We start from the raw sequence: 21,273 nt of genomic DNA on the forward strand, positions 1-21,273 counted from the left end.
GACCGCAGGGCCCGGCGCTATTCGGTATCAGGCGAAGATTTCGGCGAGGAACGCGTCGAGCCGCTCGCGCGAGCGGCGGTCGGACTGGGCGTTGTACTCGATCATCTCGTTCGCGGCCGCGCCCTGGAACGCGGGATTGGTGAAGCTGTGCCGCGTGCCGCTGTAGAGGTTCAATTCCCAGTCGACGCCGCTGCCCGCGATATTCTCCTGAAAGGCAGCGATCGCCGCCGCCGGCACCAGCGGATCGTCCCAGCCGGTACAAATCAGCAGCTTGCCCTTGGTGCGCTCCGACGACCAGTCCGCACCCAGCGGATTGAGCGCACCGTGGAAGCTGCCCACACCCAGCACACCACCGCCGGTCCGTGCGAATTCGAGAACACTCGCCCCGCCGAAACAATAGCCGATCGCGGCCAGCTTCGCCGCATCGACTTCGGGCTGATCCGCCAGCGTATCGAGCGCCGCACCGACACGCCCCATCCAGGTCGCACGATCAGCGATCATCGCGCCGATCGCGTCCATCACCTTCGGCATCTCGGTGATCTGCGCGCGACTGCCCCACAAATCCATCGCCAGCGCGGCATAGCCCAGGCCGGCAAGGCGCTCGGCATTGGCGATCGCATGTTCGCCCAGCCCAAAGGCTTCATGGACGACCAGCACGCCAGGGCGCGGACCGGCGATCGACGCATCGACCACCAGTTCGCCCGACATGACGATATCGCCGAACGAATAGTCGATCGGCGTCCTGACAAAATTCGGCATCGGCAACTCCCTTATGGTTATGAACGCGGGTCTTCCGGCCAGTCGACCGTCTCGAACCATGCGGTGTGCAGCGGCTCGCCGAACAGCGCATGGACCGCCGGTCCCTTCTCGACCGAGTGGGCGGCCACCTTGTGCGCGGCGATCGCCGCCTGATCGCGATAGATTTCGAAGAGGAATATCTTCTCCGGCTGATCGGGGTCGCGCAGCGTGACCGACATCAGATTGCCGGGTTCGGTGCGGACATCGGCGATCACGTCGACGGTCCTTTCGAGCAGTTCCGCAGCCGCGCCGACTTTGGGCGTGAGCGTCACAAAAGCACCAATCGCCATCGCCTACCTCCTGCTTATGTCCGGACTTATTCTACCGCCCCGTCCAGTTCGGTGCGCGGCGCTCGTTGAACGCGGCCGGGCCCTCCAGCGCGTCGGCGGAGGCTTGCGCGCGGCGGACCGAAGGCAGCGTCCATTGCCGGCCCATCGCCGTCTCCAGCGGCTCGTCGATGCATTGCAGCGCCACCGCCTTGGTCGCGCGCACGCCCAGCGGGCTCGCTTCGAGCAGCAGATCGGCCCAGCGCAGGGCAGCCGCCAGCACGCCCTCGTCGCCCGCAATTTCGGTGACGAAGCCCATCGCCAGCCCCTCTTCGGCGGTGACCCTGCGGCCGGTGAGCATCAGGCCCATCGCCCGCTGCATCCCGATCGCGCGCGGCAGGCGAAGGATGCCCCCGCCCAGCGCGATCAGCCCGACCTTCACTTCGGGCAGCGCAAAGCTCGCCCCCGGCCCGGCGACCACGATGTCGCAGGCCAGCGCCATCTCGAACCCGCCGCCGACCGCGAAACCGTTGACTGCGGCGATCACCGGCTTGTCGAGATCGAACCGCGCGGTGATCCCGCCGAAACCGCTCGCGGGCAGTCCCTCGGGCCCATCCGGCGCGACGGTCTTCAGATCATGCCCGGCGGAGAAGGCCTGCTCCCCGGCACCGGTCAGGATCGCGATCCACTGATCGTCGTCAGCAGCGAAACTATCGAACGCCGCCGACATCTCGGCCTGCGCCGCGGCGTCGAGCGCGTTGCGGCGCTGCGGACGGTCCATCGTGATGATGGTGACATGGCCCCGCCGCTCGACGCGGATCATCGAGTCGCTCATCAGCGCGGACCTTTCGGAAGGCCAAGCACGCGCTCGCCAATGATGTTGCGCTGAATCTCGGCCGTGCCGCCCGCGATCGTCTCGGAAAAGGCATCGAGATAGTCGTGGCCCAGACCATGCACGCCCAGCACGCGCGCCGACGCCACGCCGTACAGGTCGATCGCCGCGGCCTGCACCTTCTTGCCCAGTTCGGCAAAGGCGAGACGGACCAGCGACGCGCTCGCGTCGGGCACATTCGCGTCGGACAAAGCGACGCGATAGGCGCTCGCCTGAATCGCCGCGCCCTCGGCGCTCAGCACCGCCAGCCGCTGGCGCATCGCCTGACGCGAGGCCGGGCAATCCTTCAGCATCTCCGCGATCTGGAGCGTCAGCGCGATGATCAGGCCAAGGCTCGCCGTGCCGCGCTCGAACGCCAGCGTCGACATCGCGGTCGCCCAGCCATTGTTGAGCCCGCCGACCACGTTCGACAGCGGCACCCGCACCGAATCGTAGAAGACCTCGCAATATTTATAGGGTCCGGCCATCGTCTTGATCGGGCGCACGGTGATGCCTTCGGCATCCATCGGGCAGATGATCCAGGTCAGCGCGCCGCTGGTCTTGGCCTCGGGATCGGTGCGGATCAGCAGCTCCTGCCAGTCGGCCGTGTCGGCATAGCTGGTCCAGATCTTCTGCCCGTCGATCACCAGATGATCGCCCTCCACGCGGCCACGCGTCTTGATCGAGGCAAGGTCCGATCCCGAACCCGGCTCGGAAAAGCCCTGACACCAGACCGATTCGCCGCCCAGGATGCGGGGCAAATGGAACGCCTTCTGCGCCTCGGTCCCGCACGCCATCAGCGTGGGACCTGCATGGTTCAGCGCGACGAACAGCGAATTGAGCGTCGAAGGCGCGCCGGCACGGGCATATTCCTCGTACCAGACGATCTGCTCGAGAACGGACAGGCCACGCCCGCCCATCTCCTTCGGCCATGCCAGACCCGCCCAACCGCCGTCGAACTGCCGCTTCTGCCACGCCAGCGCAAAAGCGCGGCCATCGGGTCCGTCGAACGGCGCGGGTTCGGACGGCACATTCGCTTCCAGCCAGCGGCGCGCATCGGCGCGGAAGGTTTCGATCGTGTCGCTCATGCCCTCTCCATCTTGAGCCCCAGATTGACGCTCCCTGCGAAGTTGTCCATACATTTATACATGACTGGATCAAGCGAGATGCATGTGGGCCTTCGTTATCAACCCGACGCGGAACAGTTGGCGCTGGCCGGCGAGATGGAATCGGCGCTGACCGAACTCCTGCCGTTGGCGCGCGCGCATCAGGGCGGCAGCGAGAGCGCCGATGTCTGGGAGCAGCTTGCCGGTCTCGGCATCCTCAACGCCGGCGTCGGCGAGGATCGCGGCGGCAGCGGACTGGGTGCGACCGAAGTTGCATTGATCGCAGTGACGCTGGGCCGCCAGCTGGCATCGCCCGCGCTGCTGGCGACGATCGCTACCTTCGGCGCGGCACTCGATCTGAACGAAACGCCGCGCGTCGCGCCCGCATTCGGCGATGGCGAAATGCTTTGGGTGAACGAACCCGGTGCGAACCTGCTGCTGGTCCGCTCGGGCGGCGGCGCGGTGCTCCATGCGGTGCCCGAAGTGGCGCAGCCGGTCGACGAGTTTACCTGGGGCGTGCGGCTGATGACCGGCCCGCTCGGCCCCGCGCTGCGCACGCTCGACGCGCGCGAGCTGCAATTGCTGCGGCTGATCGATGCGGCGGCGATGGCGGGGATCGCGCAGGCCGCGCTCGACATGGCGGTCGACTATGCAAAGCTGCGCGAGCAGTTCGGCCGACCGATCGGCAGCTTTCAGGCGATCAAGCACCACTGCGCGACAATGGCCATCGCGGCACGCGGCGCGGCGGACGCGACGAGCTTCGCGGCGGTCGCCTTCGACAGCGCGCGGGCGGACACGGCGCACCGCGTAGAGAGCGCCTTGCTGTTCGCCTCGGCCGCCGCGATCGACAATGGCGGCACCAATATCCAGGTGCATGGCGGCATCGGTTTCAGCGCGGAAGCCGAACCCCACCTGCTGCTGAAGCGCGCACAACTGCTGGCGGCACTGGCTGGCGGGACCGAAGCGATGGCCGAGCGAGTCGCAGCTGCGGCGTAAGATACAAATCCTCCCCCGCCTGGGGGAGGATTTCTAAGTCACCGGTTCCAATATTCCGCAGGCGCGGCGACATATTCCAGAAAATGCCCCAGCGTTTCGCGCGCATCGACATAGATGAAGTGCGCCGCCTTGAACCGCCCTTCGGACACCACCTGACGCCCATATTTCGCGTTGGCCGCCTTCGCCGCATCCAGATCGTTGCAACGGAAGCCGAGGTGGTGGAGCCGCAGCAACTGGCCCGGCACCAGCATCTCGGTGAAGATCGTCGTCTCTCCCGCGATCGGCTCCAGCACTTCCAGCGTCATGTTGCCGAGGATGGCGATCGCCACGCGCATCGTGATGCTCTTCTCGCCCTCCGGGGTCATGATCGTATTCTCGACCACATAATCCGCGTTCAGCCCGCGCCAGCCGGTCACGCCGAACTGGTCGCTCAGGACCGTCATCGCTTCCTTCAGGTCATGGGTGACATAGGCAATCTGATACTGGTTCTCGAAGAGCATCTCTCTATCCTCGGCTGATCAGGAAATTGTGCCCGTCCGGGTCTTTGACCGAGAGGCCGGCCGGCGTGACTTCATGGTCTATCCCCAGCGCGTCGAGCCGTGCGCAGAGCGCATCCGGATCGGGAAGCCCGATCGCGACATGGCCGAAGCCGGTGCCGTGGGTGTAGGGCTCGGTGGCGGCGCGGTAGAAGGACAGTTCGAGCTGCCGCCCGCCCGCATCCGCGCCATAGCCGACGAACAATGCCGTCACCCCGCCCTTCGCTTCGATGTCGATCCGCTCCAGCAGTGTCATGCCCAGCCCTTCGACATAGAAACGGATCGCGGCATCGACATCGCTGATGCGCAGCATGGTGTGGAGGATGCGGCGCACGCCGTCGCGCGGGCCAAGGATGACGTTCTTCGGATCGAAGCCGGTGTCTTCGCTGGCCGGCGTGCGGCCTTCGACGAGTTCGACCGCATAGCCGTCGCGATCAGTGACGAAAGCGCAGACCGGTCCGCCCGACGTGACGATGCCCGGCGGCAGGATCACGCCCGCGTCCATCGCCGTCAGCCGTGCGAAGACTTCGGGCACATCGTCCACCGCCACGGCGACATGGCCATAGGCCGTCCCGTGCGAATACCCCCCGTCATGGTCAGGATCGGAAACCAGCTCGATCGGCGCCCCGCTCCGCTCACCCGCAAAGCCGACAAACACCGAGCCTTCGCCCTGCTCCAGCACGCTCATGCCGAAACCGTCGCTATAGAAGCGCACCGCCGTATCGAGATCCGCGACCCGCAGCATGGTCTGGTGCAATTTCGGCGCGCGCATCTCAGCCTCTCCTCACAGCGTCCGCGTGCCCGTCACGGTCACGCCCTTGCCCGCAAGGATAGGCGCGGTCGCGCCGTCCGTCTCGCCCAGCAACGTCACCGACGAAATGCCGAGATGCGCGAAAACCTGTCCCGCGATACCAGCGCGGCTGAGCACCGGCCGGGGATAGGGCTGCACCGCGGCCCCCTCGGGCGGCAACGGGAACAGCGCGCCCGGCTCGCGGATCAGCAGGATCGCCGCGCCCTCTTCCCGCGCCAGCGCCTCCATCGCCCGCGACAGTTGCCCGCCGCCGGGTCCGGTGCGGCCGAGAATATCATCGAACAAAGACAGGGTATGGATCATCGCCGGCACCGGCCCGCGATCGACGCGGCCCTTCACCAGCGCGAAATGCTCCCAGCTGTCGATCCGGTTGCGATAGACGCGCAGCTCCCATTCGCCGCCATGCGCGCTTTCGAACCGCTCGCACGAGACGCAATCGACCAGCGATTCCTCGCGACAGCGCCGCTCTATCAGGTCGTGGATCGATCCGATGCGGAGGTCATGTTCCAGCGCGAAACCGACCAGCTGGTCCATCCGCGCCATCGATCCGGATTCGTCCAGGATACCGCACATCGCCGCCGCGGGGTTCAGCCCGGCAAGGTTCATGTAATCGATCGCCGCTTCGGTATAGCCCGGCCGCGCCAGTACGCCGCCCTTGCTCGCCGCGACGGGGAAGACATGGCCCGGCGTGACGATCTGATCCGGGCCGTTCGCCGGATCGATCGCAACCTGGATCGTCCGCGCGCGATCGGCGGCGGAGATGCCGGTGGTCACCCCGGTCAGCGCTTCGATCGAAACGGTGAACGCCTGCTGGTAGAAAGCAGAATTGTTCGCGGTCATCGGCGGCAGGCGCAGCGCAGCGACGCGATCGGCGGTCAGCGCCAGCATCACGATGCCCCGGCAATGCCGCGCCATGAACGTGACCGAGTCCGGCCCCACCGACTGGGCGGGCACGACGAGCACGCCGACATCCTCCGCCGCGCCATGCTCGACGAGCACGACCGGGCGGTGGTTGCGGAATTCCTCGATGATCTCGTCGGTGGTGGCCAGCGCGGTCATGTTACTTGGCGGTCCAGCCGCCATCGACCGCGAAGGTCTGGCCGGTGATGAAACGCCCCGCATTGGACGACAGCAGCAGCGCGGTGCCCGCGAAATCGTCGGGCAGGCCAAAGAAGGGCATCGACTGACCCTTGCGCACCCAGTCGGCCATCTTTTCCGACGCATACATGTCGACGGTCATCTCGCTCTGGAAGAAACCGGCGGCGATGGCGTTCACGCGGATCCCATAGCGGCCCCATTGCGCGGCCAGTTCGCGGGTCAGGCCGACAAGGCCCGACTTGCTCATCACATAGGATGCCTGAGGGATACGGCCGACGCCCACCACGCCGCTGATCGACGCGATATTGACGATCGCGCCTTCTCCCGCTTCGCGCATCCCCGGGCCGAATGCCTGACAAAGACGGAAGGGTGCGAGCAGGTTCACGGCGAGCGTGTTGGCGACCTGCTCGGTCGTCTCCTGCTCGGCGGGCACCACCGAAGCGTTCACGCCGGCGGTGTTGATGAGAACGTCGACCCGGCCGATACCCTTCGCGGTTTCGACCAGCGCGTCGATGTCCGCATCCTTCGAAAGGTCGCAGGCGACGGGCACGATGTTCGGCTGAAGCGCGGCAAGTTCCTGCAATTTGTCGAGGCGGCGGGCGACCGCGATCACCTTCGCGCCGGCGGCTGCGGCGGCCTGCGCCAGCACCGCGCCCATGCCCGACGATGCGCCGGTGACGAGCACGGTCTTGCCTTCCAGCGAGAAGAGGTTGGCGGGGGCAAGGCGGTCGAGATTGGTCTGATCGGTCACGAAATTCTCCTTCAAAGGGGTTCAGGCCGCGTCGGCGGCGAGGATGTCGGTTGCGGTCCGGTGATCGGCGCGCGCTGTCTTGCGCAGCTCAGCCTTCTGGACCTTCTCGGTGGGGGTGCGCGGCAGGTCTTTCAGGACCCGCAGCAAGCTGGGGACCGCGTATCGCGGCAGGCGTTCGGCGGCGAAGCGCAGGATCGCGGCGAGATCGGCATCGGGATCGATCAGCACCAGGGCGGCGGCGACTTCCTCATCCGCATCGGCATCGGCAATCCCGTACACGGCGGACTCCGCGACGTGCGGGTGCATGTCCAGCACGCCCTCGACTTCCCATGCCGAGATGTTCTCGCCGCGGCGGCGGATCGAGTCCTTCTCGCGCTCTTCGAAGAACAGATCGCCGGTTTCGGACAGGCGTCCGCGGTCGCCGCTGTGAAACCACAGGTTCCGCCATGCGCGGACGGTCGCTGCGTCCTTGCCGTAATAGCCGAGCATCATCGCATCGGGGCGCTTCGGGCGCAGCACGATCTCCCCGATGCCGCCGGGGGCAAGCACCTGGTCGTCGGCATCGACGATGGCGATCTCGAACAAATCGCTCGCCCGGCCCGCCGATCCGATCTGCGAGCCCTGCGCGCCCTTGCGGACATTGACGGTCGCCATCGGCGCTTCGCTCAGGCCATAGACTTCGACCAGCCGGATACCGAGCCGCGCTTCCAGATCCTGCCAGATCGGCGGCGGCGCACCCGCGCCGAACGCCTTGCGGATCGTGTGCCTCTCCGCCGTCAGATCGGGCGGTGTGACGTTGAGGATCAGCCGCAGGACCGAGCCCAGATAGTTGAACGCGGTGACCCCGTCCTCGGCGCAGGTCTGCCAGAAGGTGCTGGTGCTCAGCCGCTTCTGGATGCGGATGCTGGCCCCGGCACAAAGCGCGGGGATCACCCCGGTGTAGCGGGCATTCTGGTGATAGAGCGGGAAGAAATTGAGCAGCCGGTCCTCAGGGCCGTACTCCAGCATCTCGGCATTGTAGCGCGACAGCGTGAGCATCGATTTCTGGGTGTGGACCACGCCCTTGGACGGGCCTGTGGTGCCCGAGGTATAGAGGATCACCCGTTCCGGCGCATCGTCATTGACCACGATGGGTTCGCCGCTCACCAACCAGTCGAACCCCAGCACCGGCACCGCGCCCGCATTGGTGACGGTCGTGTCGCCGCTGACCAGGATCATCCGCAGCAGCGGCAGCTTGGCCGCGATCTCGGTCACCTGCGCCAGATAATGCGCGTCGCACACGATCACGCTCGTCTCGGAATCGTTCAGCAGATAGGCGAGCAGGTCGCCGCGATATTGCGGGTTGATCGGCACTTCGGTGCATCCGATCACGCTCGACGCCAGCCACGCCCACACGCATTCCAGCGAATTGTCCATTACCAGCGCGACATGGTCAGCCGCACTCACGCCGAGCGCGGAAAGCCCGCCCGCGACCTGCTCGACGCGGTCGAGCAGCGCTTCATAGCTGACGCTCGCATCCTCGAAGCGGATCGCGGTACGGGTGCCGAACTCCTCGGCGCCCTGACGCAGTAGCTGGTGGAAGGTGGTCACGCCCCTGCCCTCACTTCTTCTTGAACGCCTGGAGCTTCTTCAGCGCCTCGGGCTGGAGCATCGAGAGGTTGGCGTCGGTCATCGGCGAGAGCGTGCGCGTCTCGATCAGGATCTTCTTCAACCCGCCGATCGTGGGGATCGAGCTGGCCTTCAGTTCGCCCGCGATCTTCGCGATCGTCGCGTCCATTTCCTCGGCCGGCACGACCTTGGTCAGCATCCCGACTTCATAGGCCTCGGCCGCCGGGAACAGCACGCCGGTGTACATCCAGTAGCGCAGGCGCGCGGGCGGGATCGCTTCACGGAGCAGGCGGGGCATGTGGCCGTCGATGATGCCGACCTTGGCTTCGGGAATGGCGAAGCGCGACTTGTCGGTCGCGACGACGATGTCGCACATCAGCGCCAGCGTGACGCCGCCGCCGATGCACAGCCCTTCGATCCGGGCGATGGTCGGCTTGTTCGTCGTGCGCACCGCTTCGAACGGCAGATATTCCTCATAGTCGAGGATGTCGGTCGGCCGGTCGCTCTCGAGCACGTCGAGGATTTCCTTCAGGTCGCCGCCCGACGCGAACGATCCGTTCGAGCCCTGAATCACGATCACATCGACGTCCGGGTTCTTGTCGGCCGACTGAAACGCTTCGCGGATCGCCGCGTACATCGACTTGGTCAGCGCGTTCTTCGCTTCGGGACGCGCAATCGTGACGGTGGCGACGCCGTCGGCGATCTCGGTCGTGACGCGGGTTTCGGTGCTGCTCATGTCGGAAACTTTCTCTGGTTAGAATTTGACCGCGGGGTTGCTTCCGCCAGCGGGAAGCACGCCGTGGTTGACGTAGGTGGTCTTGATTTCGGTGAAGAAGTCGGCCGCCGCCGCGCCCTGTTCGCGCGAGCCGTATCCGGAGGGCGCGCGGCCGCCGAAGGGCGCGTGATAGTCCGCGCCCGAGGTCGATCCGTTGATCACCACCATCCCCGCGCGAGAGGCACGGCGGAAGCGTTCGGCGGCGGCGATGTCCCTCGTGCAGATCGCCGACGACAAGGCGTAATCGGCGTCGCAGGCAACCGCGATCGCTTCGTCCAGATCGGCGACGCGGATCACGCCGACGACCGGCCCGAACACTTCCTCACGGTTCAGCGTCATCGCGTTGGTGGTGTTCGCGAACAGCGCGGGCGCGAGGTAATAGCCCTGCGTCGGCCGCTCCAGCACGTCGCCGCCGGACAGCAGTTCGCCGCCTTCGCGCTTCGCCGTCTCGATATAATGCAGGTCCTTGGCCAGCTGCACCTCGGTGGTCACCGGCCCGAGATCGTTCGCCTCGTCCAGCGCATGGCCGACCTTCAGCGCCGCGACCTTCGCCGCCAGCCGCTCGACGAACGCATCGTGCAATTCGTCGACCACGATCAGCCGGCTAGACGCGGTGCAACGCTGCCCGGTCTGGCGGAAGGCGCCGTCCAGCGCGGCGTCGACAGCCTGATCGAGATCGGCATCGCCCAGCACGACAAGCGGGCTCTTCCCGCCCAGTTCGAGCTGGACCTTGGTCATGGTCCGCGCGGCGCGCTCCAACACCTTGCGCCCGGTCGGCGTCGCGCCGGTGAAGCTCACCGCATCCGCGCCGTCGATCAGCGTTTCGCCCAGGTCCACGCCCGCACCGTTGACCAGATTGAACACGCCCGCGGGCAATCCCGCTTCGATCAGGATTTCGGCCAGCGCCACCGCGCAGCCCGGCGTGATCTCCGACGGCTTGAGCACCAAAGTATTGCCGAACGCCAGCGCCGCCGCCGCCTTCCAGGCGGGAATCGCGATCGGGAAATTCCACGGCGTGATCAGCGCGACCACGCCCACCGCCTCATGCTCGACGATGACGTTGAACCCGTCGCGCAGACCGGGGAGGAACCGGCCCGGCGGGCGCAGGCATTCGCCCGAGAAGAAATGGCAGATCTGCGCCGCGCGCATCACTTCGCCGCGCGCATCGCGCAGCAACTTGCCTTCCTCGCGCGCCAGCAGCAGCGCGAGCGCATCGGCCCGGGCGAGGATCGCATCCCCCGCCCTGCGCAATATGTCCGAACGGAACTGCACATTGCTGCGCGACCAGCCCGGCAGCGCGCGCCGCGCGGCCGCCAGCGCTTCCTCCGCCTGAGCCACCGAAGCCCAGGCATAGTCGCCTACCACGTCGCTCAGATCGGACGGGTTGCGATTGGGCTCGCGTCGATCGGAATCGCGCCATTGCCCGTCGATGAGCAACTTCCCGGAGATCCGTTCGTACTGATGCGCCACGCGCAAGCCTCCGGGGCGCGCGGCACAGGGCTGCGCGCCGTTTCAGAAAGGGGGGCGCCGCCGGAAAAGCCCGGCGGCGCGGCAAAAGTCAGGCGGTCTGCCGGGCCAGATAGCCGTCGGGCAGAACGGTCGGCTGGAGCGGCGCATCCATCTTGTGGATCACCGGCAGCACTTCCTTCGCGAACAGCCTGATGCTGTCGACCGAGTCCTGATGGTTCATCGTGCCGATGTTCGGCAGCACGGTGATCTCGGAGAAGGAGCAGGCCTTCTGCGCGGCCATGATCCGCTCGATGATCTGGTCGGGCGTGCCGATCAGCAGGTTCGACTTGTCGTAACCGGGCGACTTCTTCTCGCCGCCGGCAGCCGCCGCGTCCGGCGCGGTGGCATAGGCCTGGCGCGCGGCATAGGCTTCATAGCCCTTGATGCCCGCGAAGTTCGATGCGTCGCCAAAGCCGTAGTGCAGCGTCGTGTCGCGATTGGCGGCGTTCAGCACTTCCTCGGCCTTTTCGCCGCCGTCGGGAACGGGCGTGCAGTACATGAACAGCACGTTCTTCGGCTGGACCGGGGCGAGCCCCTCTTCCTGGCGGAAGGTGTTGACCAGCTTCACTTCCTCGCCGGCAGCCTCGATCGGCTTGTTGCCGACGAACAGCGGGATCATGCCGCGACGGGCATTGGCTTCGAGCGACGGTCCGGTGGCCGATGCACCGTGGAAACGCGTGGCCAGGTCCTTGCTGAACGGCGCCGGGCGGATCGACATTTCGGGGATCTTGAAAATCTCGCCGTCGTACGAGAAACGCTCCTGCGTGAACGCGAGCGTGAGGATGTCGATCGTCTCGTCCATCCGCTGGCGGCTCTCTTCGCGCGGCACGCCGACCGATGCGAATTCCGACTTGGCGACACCGCGGCCGATACCGATCGTGGCGAAGCGGCCCTTCGAGATGATGTCGAGATAGGCGATCTGATGCGCCAGCCGGGTGGGGTTCCACCACGGCGCGACAACCACCTGCGTGCCGAAAGTCACGCGTTCGGTGCGGCCCGCAAAATAGGCCAGCATCTGCAGCGGATTGGGGGTCATGCCATAGGGCGTGCCGTTATGGTCCGGCGCCCAGATCCCGTCGAAGCCCAGCGGCTCGGCCATGTCGCCCAGCTCGAGAACGTTCTGGATGATTTCGCTGTCCGGGGTCGCCATCGGCTCGTCGAAATTGCCGCTCGAAAAGCGAGGCCAATCCTCCGAATTATGCGCCCCGAGCCCCAGGTTGACCTTCATCTGTACTCACTCCTTCGTGCTCGGGAGCCGCTCGCGCGGCTCCCGGCGAGACTTAGAACTTGATCGAGAAACGCAGGGTCACGTCGCGGCCACGCTCGACCGTGCAGGCGGCCTCGTCGTTGCCGGCCGCGCCATTGGTGGTGCCGCCCGAAATCTGTCCGCCCAGAACGGTGGCGTTCTGGAGGTTGCTGTTGAAGCAGAGCGACGAGGTGTATTTGTTGGTCAGGTTGTTGCCGATCAGGGCAATTTCCCACTTCTTGTCCGGCCCGCGCAGCGCGATGTTGGCGCCCACCTTGGCGAACGGCCCTTGCTCGAACCCGGGAAGATCGACCAGCGTCGTGGTGTATTCCGAGGTGTAGATCGTGTTCGAACCGATCACGAGCGACATATCGCTGCCGACCGCCGTCTCGTAATCGAAGCCGAACGAAGCGGTGAAGTCAGGTGCGCGAACGAGGCGGCGGCCCGACAGATCCTGCGCGGTATAACGGCCGGTCGCCTGGCTCAGCAGGTTGTTGCAGCCGGCAGCCGCAGTCTGGCCATTGCCGCACGGCGCGTTCGGGAAGTCCTTGTACCGCGCGCTGTTGTAATTGGCCGCAGCGTGCAGCGTCAGGCCCGGAACGCTGTCCAGCGCGTAGGTCGTTTCCAGCTCGATGCCCTGCACCTTCGCCCCGGCGGCGTTCAGGGTGCGCAGCGCATAGGTGATGCCCCCGCCGCCCGGAAGCTGCTGAAGCTCCAGCGCGCCGACCTGCAGATCGTCATAGATGTAGCGATAGCCGGCCAGGTTGAAGGTCAGCCCGCCCGAGCGGTACTTCACGCCGATTTCGGTACCCTGCACCTTCTCGTCGTTGAACGAGGATGCGGTGGTCGGGTTGATGAAGGTCGCCGAGTTGAACGAGCCCGACTTGAAGCCCCACTTGTACGAACCGAACACGGTGAGGTTGGTCGAGGGGCGATAGGCCAGCGTGAATTCCGGCGACAGGTTGCTCGATTCGAGATGCGGATCGAGCAGCACGGTCTTCACCGGCGCGGCGGGGTTGGCGAAGTTATATTGTTCGTGATCGCGCTCTTCGTGCGTCCAGCGCGCGCCGGCCGAGAATTCGATCTGCGGCGTGACGTTCCAGGTCAGCTGGCCGAATGCCGAGATCGACTGGATATCGACATAGTGGCGCGGCGACATCAGCAGCGCGGGCAGCAGCGCCAGCACCTGGTTCGAACGCACGCGGACATGGTTCATCTGGGTGGCGTTCTGGTAGAAGCCGCCGATCATGAAGTTGACCGGGATGTCCTTGAAATCGCTTTCGAGGCGGAGTTCCTGGGTGAACTGGTCGTTGTAGAAGTCGTTGTCCTGGATGATCACCGCGGTGGTGCCGGTCGAGCTGGCCAGATGGATGGTCGACAGGTCGTTGTGATAATAGCCGGTGACCGACGTCAGCTGGACGGCGTCGCCCAGCTGCAGGCTCTGCTCGAGCGTGCCGAAGATCTGACGCGACTTGAAGAAGGGCTGAGCGCCGTTGCGCGCGCCGGGGAACGCCGCCGGATCGGGCGTCGCGACGCGGAAGATGTTGTTGAGCTTGCAATCGTCCCCGCCGATGAACGGGATGTTGGTCGGCGCAACGCCGCCGGTGCCGTCCGGGCACAGACCCACGTCGAGCGAGGTCGCGGAGCGCTTCTCGAAGGTGTTGGTATAGGTGAACTTCAGGCGCGCGGTGTAGTTCGAGCTCGGCTCGAACAACGCGGTACCGCGCAGGATCACAGCCTCGGCATTCGGGAAGCGGCGATCGGTCGGGTTGATCGTGCCGCTGTTGGGCCGGGCAACCGACTCGTTGCGGAAATAGCCCTTCATGTCCGAATAGCGGCCGGCGACGCGCAGCTTCAGCCAGTCGGTGACCGGACCGGACAGCACCAGCTCGCCGAACTTGTCGTCGGCGGCGAATTCATAGCCGACGCGGGCGATGCCTTCGAACCGGTCGGTCGGATCGGCGCTGCGCATCGAGATCACGCCGGCCGGGCTGTTCTTGCCGAAGAACAGCGCCTGCGGACCCTTGAGCACTTCGATCTGGCCCACGTCGAACAGGCCGGCCGAATACGCCATGCCCTGCGTCAGCGAGAGGCCATCGATGTTGAGCGAGATCGACTGGTCGATCGTCGCGTTCAGCGCGGTGGTGCCGACGCCGCGCAGCGAAAGCTGGGTGCCGACCGAGTTGACCGCGGTACCGGCCTGAAGATCGGGAACGCGCGCGGTGAGCGCCGCGATGTTGTTGGTGCCATACTGCTCCAGCGTGTCCTGACGGAACGCCTGCGCGACCACGGGAACGCTCTGCAGCGTCTCGGCGCGCTTGCGGGCGGTCACGATGATCTCGTCGGACGGATTGACCTGATCCTCCTGGACAGTCTGTTCCTGCGCGGCGGGCGTCGCGTCCTGCGCGAGGGCGGGAAGCGCCTGCGCCAGAGCACCGATCGCGATGGCCGACTTCAGAATAGTTTTCGTTCGCATTGCCAAACCCCTCCCAATCTTCGTTGTACTTCTTTTTTGTGCCCCATCACCGGACGGCTAAAGCCGCTCGGTATGCGATCCCGAGTACGGGTGGAGCATTTGTCCAGACTAATCCTCCGGACCATCTCGCGTCAATGTCTGCCTGAAATAAATTGTCCGGACTAAGTTCTGCAATTGTGCAGGCGCGAAGCCTGTGCCGGAAAATCCAGCGCAGAGAACAGCCTGCGCGCATCGCGGCTGCGAATAGCGGATCCGTTCGATCATCAGATTTCCAGTCCGCCGGCGCCAGAATTGCGCCTTCACGCCCGTCTTAGCGCGACTCGGGCCAGTCGACTGTTTCGAAGATCTGCGAGGTCCAGGGCGCGCCGAGCAGCGCCCCGACCAGCGGACCTTTCGTCACCGAATGCTCGGCCTTGCGGTGCGCGTCGATCGCCGCTTGATCGCGGTAAACCGCGAATTCGAAGACCTTGCCGGGCTGGGCGGGATCGCGGAGCGCCACCGCCATCAGATTGCCGGGCTCGGTGCGGACATCGGCGAGCACATCGGTCAGCGCGGCCAGCAATTCTTCCTCGCGGCCTTCAATCGCGGTCATCGTCACCAATGCGGCGATCGGCATATCGGCTCTCCTGTCCTATGGTCTCTTGCCGGTCTTGTATCGAAACATCTGGACAAATTGTCAAAGCACCTCGATCGACCTATCCAGACAAATAAATGCCGCCAATCAGGACTGGCGAGGTAAATTCAGGGGAGTGGCAATGCGCGAATTCCGGCATCTGACCGTGGGCGAACCGGCCGACGGCATCGTCCATATCCAGCTCAACCGCCCGCCCGCCAATGCCGTCGATCGCGACATGTATATCGAGCTGGCCGACGCATTCGGCGACATCGATCGCCTTTCCGCCAATGCCCGCGTCGCGATCCTCAGCGGAGTCGGCAAGCATTTCTGCGCGGGCAACGATCTCGACGAATTCGCGACGATGACCCCGGAGAACGGCACGGAGCGGATGTGGCGCGTGCGCGAGGCATTCTACGCAATCTCCGGATGCAGCGTGCCGGTGATCGGTGCCATCCACGGCGCCGCGCTGGGCACCGGCCTCGCGCTCGCCGCGTCTTGCGACTTCGTCGTCGCATCGCGCGAAAGCAGCTTCGGCCTACCCGAACTGACCGTCGGCGTGATGGGCGGCGCGCGCCACCTCGCGCGGATGGCGCCCCAGCCGCTGGTCCGCCGCATGTACTTCACCGGCCAGCCCCTGCCCGCCGCCGAGTTCGAAGCGGCCGGCGCGGCGATCATCGTCTGCGAGCCGGAGGATTTGCTGGACCGCGCCACCGCCTTCGCTACGCGCATCGCCGGCTACAGCCCCACCGCGGTTCGCGTCAGCAAGCGTATCCTCGACCGGATCGAGTTCATGGACCTGACCAGCGGCTACGCCTTCGAACAGGCCGGAACGGTGCGGATGAGCGGCCATCCGGATTCGAAGGAAGCGCTCGCGGCGTTCCGCGAGAAGCGCGAGCCCGGCTATGCCCCGCTCGACCGCGACGCGCACTGGTTCGGCGCCTAGAGGTACCCGCCGTCCTGATAGATCAGCGGCGATACCGTTTCCGCGACGCGCACCGCGCTCACCTCGCCGATCACGATCGAGTGCGTGGCATAAGGCACCAGCGCGGCGACGCGGCAGCTGAGGTTCGCCTGCGCCTCCTCCAGCCACGGCAATCCCTCCGCGTCATGCGACCAATGCCCGACCGAGAACCGTTCCTCGCGCTTGGCCGAGCTGCCGAACGCAGCGGAAACCTCGCTCTGGTGTCGCGACAGCAGGTTCACGCAGAAGCGTTCGCCTTCACTCAGGCAGGCATGGATCGACGCGCTGCGATTGACGCAGACCAGGATAGCCGGCGGCTCGGCCGTCAGCGACGTGATCGAGGTCGCGGCCATGCCTACCGCTCCGTCCGGCCCATGCGCGGTCAGCACACCCACTCCCGACGCCAGACGGCGCATCGCCGCCTTGAAATCAACGTTCAGCGTATCGCTTGCGGTCACGGCTGCTTCCTCAAATGAATTACGGACAGGTTTTCGCATATCATGTGGTCTTATGATCGATGATTAGACCGGACAACTATCCATCTCAATCGAGATAATCGCCGGCGGGGTCGCGAACCCTGCGTTTGCGGAGCCCGCCGCGCTACGATGCCCGCCATCCTTTTCTGGCCGATGGCGGATTCCATGTCGCAGACCCACGAACTGATCGAAGCCCTTCACGATCGCGAGATGATCCGCGACTGCCTGTTCCGCTATTGCCGCGGGATCGACCGCGCCGACGAAGCCGCGCTGCGATCCGCCTATTGGCCCGACGGCACCGACAATCACGGGCCGTATCAGGGCAGCGCATCGGGCTTCATCGACTGGGCGATGCAGACCCTGCCTTCGATCGAGCGCGGCATCCATCAGATCCACAATATCCTGATCGACCTGCGCGGCGCCGAAGCGAGGGTAGAATCCTATTTCACCGCGCTTCAGCGGCAGCCGGGGACGAATGGCGGAATCGCCGACGTGCATATGGCCGGCCGCTATCTCGACCGGTTCGAGAAGCGCGACGGCGAATGGCGCGTCGCGGACCGGACGGTGGTGTTCGACTGGGTCAGCGAAGCCGTGCCCCAGCCCGGCACCGAAGCCGAGCGGTTCGGCCGCCGCACGCCCATCGGCGGACGCTGGCCTGCGGACCCGGTGTACAAGCTGATCGCCTGAACTCCCACACAAGGAACTCCAAATGGCCGGTATCGAAACCCTGTCCTGGGAGCCGCTGTTCGTGATGCGGCTCGACGTCTCCTATGCCGAAGCGCAGTTGATCGGCGGGCAGGACCGGCTGGGCATCTTCCCCGTCGTGGGCGGCAGTTTCGAAGGCCCGCGCCTGCGCGGCCGCGTTTTGCCGCATGGCGCGGACTGGGTGACGTGGCAGCAGGACGGCACGATGAATATCGACGTGCGCACCGCGCTGGAGACCGATGACGGCGCGCGGATCGCGATGCACTATACCGGCATCGCCGCGCCCACTTCGCCCGAAGCCGCGAATCGGTTCCGCAACCGCCAGCCGGGGCCGTATGAAGACCTGTACCTCCACACCACCCCGCGCTTCGTGACCGATCATCCCGATTATCTGTGGCTCAACCGGACCATCGCGGTGACCAACGGAATGCGCGCGCCCGAAGGGCCGGTCTATCACGTCTTCGCGATACGCTGAGGCCGATCTCAAATCCTCCCCCGGAGGGGAGGGGGACCGCGAAGCGGTGGAGGGGACTTCCGCAGGCGATATCGCTTGAGGCGCTGCCCCTCCGTCAGGCTTCGCCCGCCTCCTCCTCCGGGGAGGATCTTGATACCCTTGAGCCTCCCTACCCGCCGAAATGCCCCGCATAGGTCTCGCGCAGCTTCGTCTTGAGCAGCTTGCCGGTCGCGGTGTGCGGCAGATCGTCGACGAACAATATGTCGTCGGGCAGCCACCAGCGCGCGACCTGGCCGGTCAGATGCTCGACGATCTCCCCTGCCCCGCACGCTTCGCCGGGATGGAGCCGCACCAGCATCAGCGGACGTTCCTGCCAGCGCGGATGCGCCACGCCGATCACCGCGGCTTCGGCGACCTTCGCGTGCGACGTCGCGGCATTTTCGAGGTCGATCGAGGAAATCCATTCGCCGCCAGATTTGATCACGTCCTTCAATCGGTCGGTGATCTGGAGGAACCCGTCTGGATCGATCCGGGCCACGTCGCCGGTGTCGAACCAACCCTCCCCGTCCAGCGCCGATCCGGCTTCCGACCCGTAATAGCCGCTCAGCACCCACGGCCCGCGTACCTTGAGCAGGCCCGATGCCTCGCCGTCGCGGGGCAAGGCGTTGCCGTCCTCGTCCTCGATCCGCAGCTCGATGCCAAACACCGCCCGGCCCTGCCGCGCGCGCAGTTCGACTTCGCCTTCGGCATCCAGCACGTCGTGATGCGCCAGCGGGCGGCAGACGGTCGCCACCGGGCTCGTCTCGGTCATGCCCCAGGCCTGCAGCGTCTCGACGCCCAGCAGGTCGCGGAATCGCTCGATCAGCGATCGCGGCGTCGCCGCCCCGCCGGTGAAGATCCGGTCGAGGCGCAGCGCCATCCGCTCCTCGGCAGTCCGTTCGCGCGCCAGATGGTCGCAGAAGCCGAACCACACCGTCGGCACGCCCAGCGAGAAGGTCGCCCCTTCGTCGCGCGCCAGTTCGTAGAGCGATGGTGCATCGATCGCCGATCCGGGCAGGACGAGCTTCGCCCCGCACATCGCGCTCGAATAGGGAATGCCCCACGCGTTGACGTGAAACAGCGGCGTCACGACCAGCACGCTGTCCCGCGCCGAAAGCGCCATCGAATCCGCCGACAGTGCGCTCATCGCGTGCAGCACGGTCGAGCGATGGCTGTACAGCACGCCCTTGGGATTCCCCGTGGTGCCCGAGGTGTAGCAAAGCGAACTCGCGGCATTCTCGTCGAGATCGGGCCAGCCCTCGATCGGCGCGGCATTCGCAAGCAGCGTCTCGTAGGCCACCACGCCCGGATGCGCCGACGACGGCAGGCTCGCCGCATCGCACAGCGCCACCACGTGCCGGAGCGCCGGAAGCTCGCCTAGCAGCGGCTCGACGATCGGCAGCAGGTCCGGATCGACGCACAGCACGGTCGCGCCGCCATGATCGACGATGTAGCGGATCTGCTCGGGGAACAGCCTCGGATTGACGGTGTGGAGCACCATGCCCGCGCCGCTCACGCCATAATAGAGCTCCAGATGCGGCAACCGGTTCCACGCCAGCGTCGCCACGCGGTCTCCGGCCTTGAGGCCCAGCCCCGCCAGCGCCCCGGCAACTTGCCGCGCGCGCCGCTCGACGCGGCCCCAGTCGGATCGCACGATGCTGCCGTCGAAGCTGCGCGATACGATCTCGCGGCGGGGATGGTTGGTCGCGGCGTGGCGGATCAGCCCGCCGATGGTCAGTTGCTGCCGTTGCATCAGGCCGAACATTGCCTGTCTCTCCTCATGGCTTTTGCCGGAGGATCGCCGCGCGCCGCCATGTTGCGAAGGGCTGCGCGCGCGCGCCGCCGCTTATCGCCTGCGTGATTTTGGCAAGCGGCGTTTTCACCCTGCCGACAATCACATCCGGGAAATTCGCCCGGTCTGTCCACGACTGCACGGGCCGGGGCGAACAACGCGCTAGGCGAAGGGCAACGAAGCAGGAGAGAGCCTGATGACCCCGAGCCTTGCGCCGGACGACCTCGCATTTCGCGACGAGGTTCGCGCATTTTTCGCCGACAGCATTCCGGACGACTGGAAGACCACGGTGCGCAGCGGCCTGCGCCTGCCGCCCGAAACGCTGACCGCCTATCAGAAGCGGCTGGCGGATCGCGGCTGGGGTGCGCCGACCTGGCCGGTCGAATATGGCGGCACCGGCTGGACGCCCGCTCAGCTCTCGATCTTCTGGTCGGAGGCCGCCGCCGCCGATGCCCCGCCGCAATTCCATCAGGGGCTGGAGCTGATCGGCCCGATCATCTTCACCTATGGCCGCCAGGCGCAGAAGGATTTCTACCTCCCCCGGATCATCACCGGCGAGGATTGGTGGTGCCAGGGCTATTCGGAGCCCGGCGCCGGATCGGACCTCGCCGCGCTGCGCACCCGCGCCGACCGCGATGGCGACGATTATGTCCTCAACGGGCAGAAGATGTGGACCAGCTATGCCCATGTCGCCGACCGCATGTTCGTCCTCGCCCGCACCTCGACCGAGGCGAAGCGGCAGCAGGGCATCTCGCTGATCCTGGTCGACATGGACACGCCGGGCCTGCGCATCCAGCCGATCCACACGCTGGACGAGAAGCACCACACCAACGAAGTGTTCCTCGACGATGTCCGCGTGCCGCTGTCCAATCTTGTCGGCGAGGAGGGCATGGGCTGGGGCTATGGCAAGGTGCTGCTCGATCGCGAGCGGATGGTCGCCGCGGCGACCGCAATGTTCCTGCCCCAGACGCTGCGCGCGGTGCGTGAGGCAGCGAAGCGGCGGCGGGTGCCGGGCGGCACCCTGTTCGACCGGCCGGGGTTCCGCAGCAAGCTCGCGCAGATCGAGATCGAGGCGCTGGCGCTTCAGGCGATGGTGATGCGGCTGATGGCCGATGCCGCAGCGGGTGCCGATTCCGGCCCGCGCGGATCGATGGTCAAGCTGCGCTGGTCCGAACTGATCCAGCAGGCAACCGGGCTGTGGGTAGAAGCGCTCGGCCCCGCCGCGCAGCATTTCGAGGCGCTCGACGGGAACGGCAAAACGCCGCCGGACATGCCGCTGGCGCTGCAAGGCGCGCTCTATTCGCGCGTCACCACGATTTACGGCGGATCGAGCGAGATCCAGCGCAACATCATCGCGCGACGCGCGCTCGGGCTCTGAGGGGA

Annotated in this window: 21 protein-coding genes; 5 read left to right on the forward strand and 16 right to left on the reverse strand. The window is 66.1% G+C overall.

Going from position 1 to position 21,273, the window contains the following annotated elements; genetic code table 11:
* Positions 1–27: 27 nt before the first annotated feature.
* Genes HHL13_RS08655 through HHL13_RS08670 form a run of 4 tightly spaced genes read right to left on the reverse strand, consistent with a single transcriptional unit; the run spans position 28 to position 3,023 of the window.
* Positions 28–759, reverse strand: a complete 732-nt coding sequence (locus tag HHL13_RS08655) for a dienelactone hydrolase family protein (RefSeq protein WP_169555285.1) — start codon at positions 757–759, stop codon at positions 28–30.
* A 17-nt stretch (positions 760–776) separates the two neighbouring features.
* Positions 777–1,088 (reverse strand): antibiotic biosynthesis monooxygenase, encoded by a 312-nt coding sequence (locus HHL13_RS08660; protein WP_169555286.1) that lies wholly within the window; start codon positions 1,086–1,088, stop codon positions 777–779.
* Positions 1,089–1,119: 31 nt separating this feature from the next.
* A complete protein-coding gene (locus HHL13_RS08665) occupies positions 1,120–1,899 on the reverse strand; it encodes an enoyl-CoA hydratase-related protein (RefSeq protein WP_169555287.1) in 780 nt (259 codons plus the stop codon).
* Positions 1,899–3,023 (reverse strand): acyl-CoA dehydrogenase family protein, encoded by a 1,125-nt coding sequence (locus HHL13_RS08670; protein ID WP_169555288.1) that lies wholly within the window; start codon positions 3,021–3,023, stop codon positions 1,899–1,901. Before HHL13_RS08670 ends, HHL13_RS08665 begins: the two co-directional genes overlap by 1 nt.
* Before the next feature lie 60 nt (positions 3,024–3,083).
* On the opposite strand from HHL13_RS08670, the gene HHL13_RS08675 reads away from it, so the two are divergent.
* Entirely contained in the window at positions 3,084–4,037 is a 954-nt protein-coding gene (locus tag HHL13_RS08675; RefSeq protein WP_169555289.1) for an acyl-CoA dehydrogenase family protein, read from the forward strand.
* A gap of 38 nt (positions 4,038–4,075) precedes the next feature.
* Here HHL13_RS08675 and HHL13_RS08680 read toward each other — a convergent pair whose 3' ends face one another.
* From HHL13_RS08680 to HHL13_RS08725, 10 genes are all read right to left on the reverse strand, one after another.
* Positions 4,076–4,537: a VOC family protein gene (locus HHL13_RS08680; protein WP_169555290.1), complete on the reverse strand. Its 462-nt coding sequence runs from the start codon at positions 4,535–4,537 to the stop codon at positions 4,076–4,078.
* 4 nt (positions 4,538–4,541) lie between these two features.
* Entirely contained in the window at positions 4,542–5,345 is an 804-nt protein-coding gene (locus HHL13_RS08685; RefSeq protein ID WP_169555291.1) for a VOC family protein, read from the reverse strand.
* A gap of 12 nt (positions 5,346–5,357) precedes the next feature.
* On the reverse strand, positions 5,358–6,443 hold the full coding sequence (locus HHL13_RS08690) for a 3,4-dihydroxy-2-butanone-4-phosphate synthase (RefSeq protein WP_169555292.1): 1,086 nt from the start codon (positions 6,441–6,443) through the stop codon (positions 5,358–5,360).
* A gap of 1 nt (position 6,444) precedes the next feature.
* On the reverse strand, positions 6,445–7,233 hold the full coding sequence (locus tag HHL13_RS08695; RefSeq protein WP_206376875.1) for an SDR family oxidoreductase: 789 nt from the start codon (positions 7,231–7,233) through the stop codon (positions 6,445–6,447).
* Between the two features lie 21 nt (positions 7,234–7,254).
* The gene (locus HHL13_RS08700; protein ID WP_169555293.1) at positions 7,255–8,823 is read right to left on the reverse strand and encodes an AMP-binding protein; all 1,569 of its coding nucleotides are present in this window, start codon (positions 8,821–8,823) and stop codon (positions 7,255–7,257) included.
* A 10-nt stretch (positions 8,824–8,833) separates the two neighbouring features.
* The gene (locus tag HHL13_RS08705; protein ID WP_169555294.1) at positions 8,834–9,577 is read right to left on the reverse strand and encodes an enoyl-CoA hydratase/isomerase family protein; all 744 of its coding nucleotides are present in this window, start codon (positions 9,575–9,577) and stop codon (positions 8,834–8,836) included.
* 18 nt (positions 9,578–9,595) lie between these two features.
* A complete protein-coding gene (locus tag HHL13_RS08710) occupies positions 9,596–11,086 on the reverse strand; it encodes an aldehyde dehydrogenase family protein (protein ID WP_346775524.1) in 1,491 nt (496 codons plus the stop codon).
* Positions 11,087–11,174: 88 nt separating this feature from the next.
* The gene (locus HHL13_RS08715) at positions 11,175–12,353 is read right to left on the reverse strand and encodes an LLM class flavin-dependent oxidoreductase (protein ID WP_169555295.1); all 1,179 of its coding nucleotides are present in this window, start codon (positions 12,351–12,353) and stop codon (positions 11,175–11,177) included.
* A 52-nt stretch (positions 12,354–12,405) separates the two neighbouring features.
* Positions 12,406–14,847 carry a TonB-dependent receptor gene (locus tag HHL13_RS08720; RefSeq protein ID WP_169555296.1) on the reverse strand — a complete coding sequence of 814 codons (2,442 nt, stop codon included), beginning with the start codon at positions 14,845–14,847 and terminating at the stop codon, positions 12,406–12,408.
* 310 nt (positions 14,848–15,157) lie between these two features.
* Entirely contained in the window at positions 15,158–15,463 is a 306-nt protein-coding gene (locus HHL13_RS08725) for a putative quinol monooxygenase (protein ID WP_169555297.1), read from the reverse strand.
* A gap of 139 nt (positions 15,464–15,602) precedes the next feature.
* On the opposite strand from HHL13_RS08725, the gene HHL13_RS08730 reads away from it, so the two are divergent.
* On the forward strand, positions 15,603–16,406 hold the full coding sequence (locus HHL13_RS08730; RefSeq protein ID WP_169555298.1) for an enoyl-CoA hydratase-related protein: 804 nt from the start codon (positions 15,603–15,605) through the stop codon (positions 16,404–16,406).
* On the opposite strand, the gene HHL13_RS08735 is transcribed toward HHL13_RS08730, so the two are convergent.
* The gene (locus HHL13_RS08735; protein WP_206376877.1) at positions 16,403–16,882 is read right to left on the reverse strand and encodes a flavin reductase family protein; all 480 of its coding nucleotides are present in this window, start codon (positions 16,880–16,882) and stop codon (positions 16,403–16,405) included. The two genes, HHL13_RS08730 and HHL13_RS08735, sit on opposite strands and share 4 nt — an antisense overlap.
* 147 nt (positions 16,883–17,029) lie before the next feature.
* Between HHL13_RS08735 and HHL13_RS08740 the strand changes: the two genes are divergently transcribed.
* The gene (locus tag HHL13_RS08740) at positions 17,030–17,587 is read left to right on the forward strand and encodes a nuclear transport factor 2 family protein (RefSeq protein WP_240953659.1); all 558 of its coding nucleotides are present in this window, start codon (positions 17,030–17,032) and stop codon (positions 17,585–17,587) included.
* Positions 17,588–17,609: 22 nt separating this feature from the next.
* Complete coding sequence (locus HHL13_RS08745; RefSeq protein WP_169555300.1) at positions 17,610–18,080, forward strand: DUF3237 domain-containing protein; 471 nt, start codon at positions 17,610–17,612, stop codon at positions 18,078–18,080.
* A 148-nt stretch (positions 18,081–18,228) separates the two neighbouring features.
* On the opposite strand, the gene HHL13_RS08750 is transcribed toward HHL13_RS08745, so the two are convergent.
* Complete coding sequence (locus tag HHL13_RS08750; RefSeq protein WP_169555301.1) at positions 18,229–19,863, reverse strand: long-chain fatty acid--CoA ligase; 1,635 nt, start codon at positions 19,861–19,863, stop codon at positions 18,229–18,231.
* Between the two features lie 223 nt (positions 19,864–20,086).
* Here HHL13_RS08750 and HHL13_RS08755 point away from each other — a divergent pair, with 223 nt between their 5' ends.
* Positions 20,087–21,268, forward strand: coding sequence for an acyl-CoA dehydrogenase family protein (locus HHL13_RS08755; protein WP_169555302.1), 1,182 nt, complete (start codon positions 20,087–20,089; stop codon positions 21,266–21,268).
* Positions 21,269–21,273 lie beyond the last annotated feature (5 nt).

This window comes from Sphingomonas sp. G-3-2-10, from assembly GCF_012927115.1.
Classification (GTDB): Bacteria; Pseudomonadota; Alphaproteobacteria; order Sphingomonadales; family Sphingomonadaceae; genus Sphingomonas.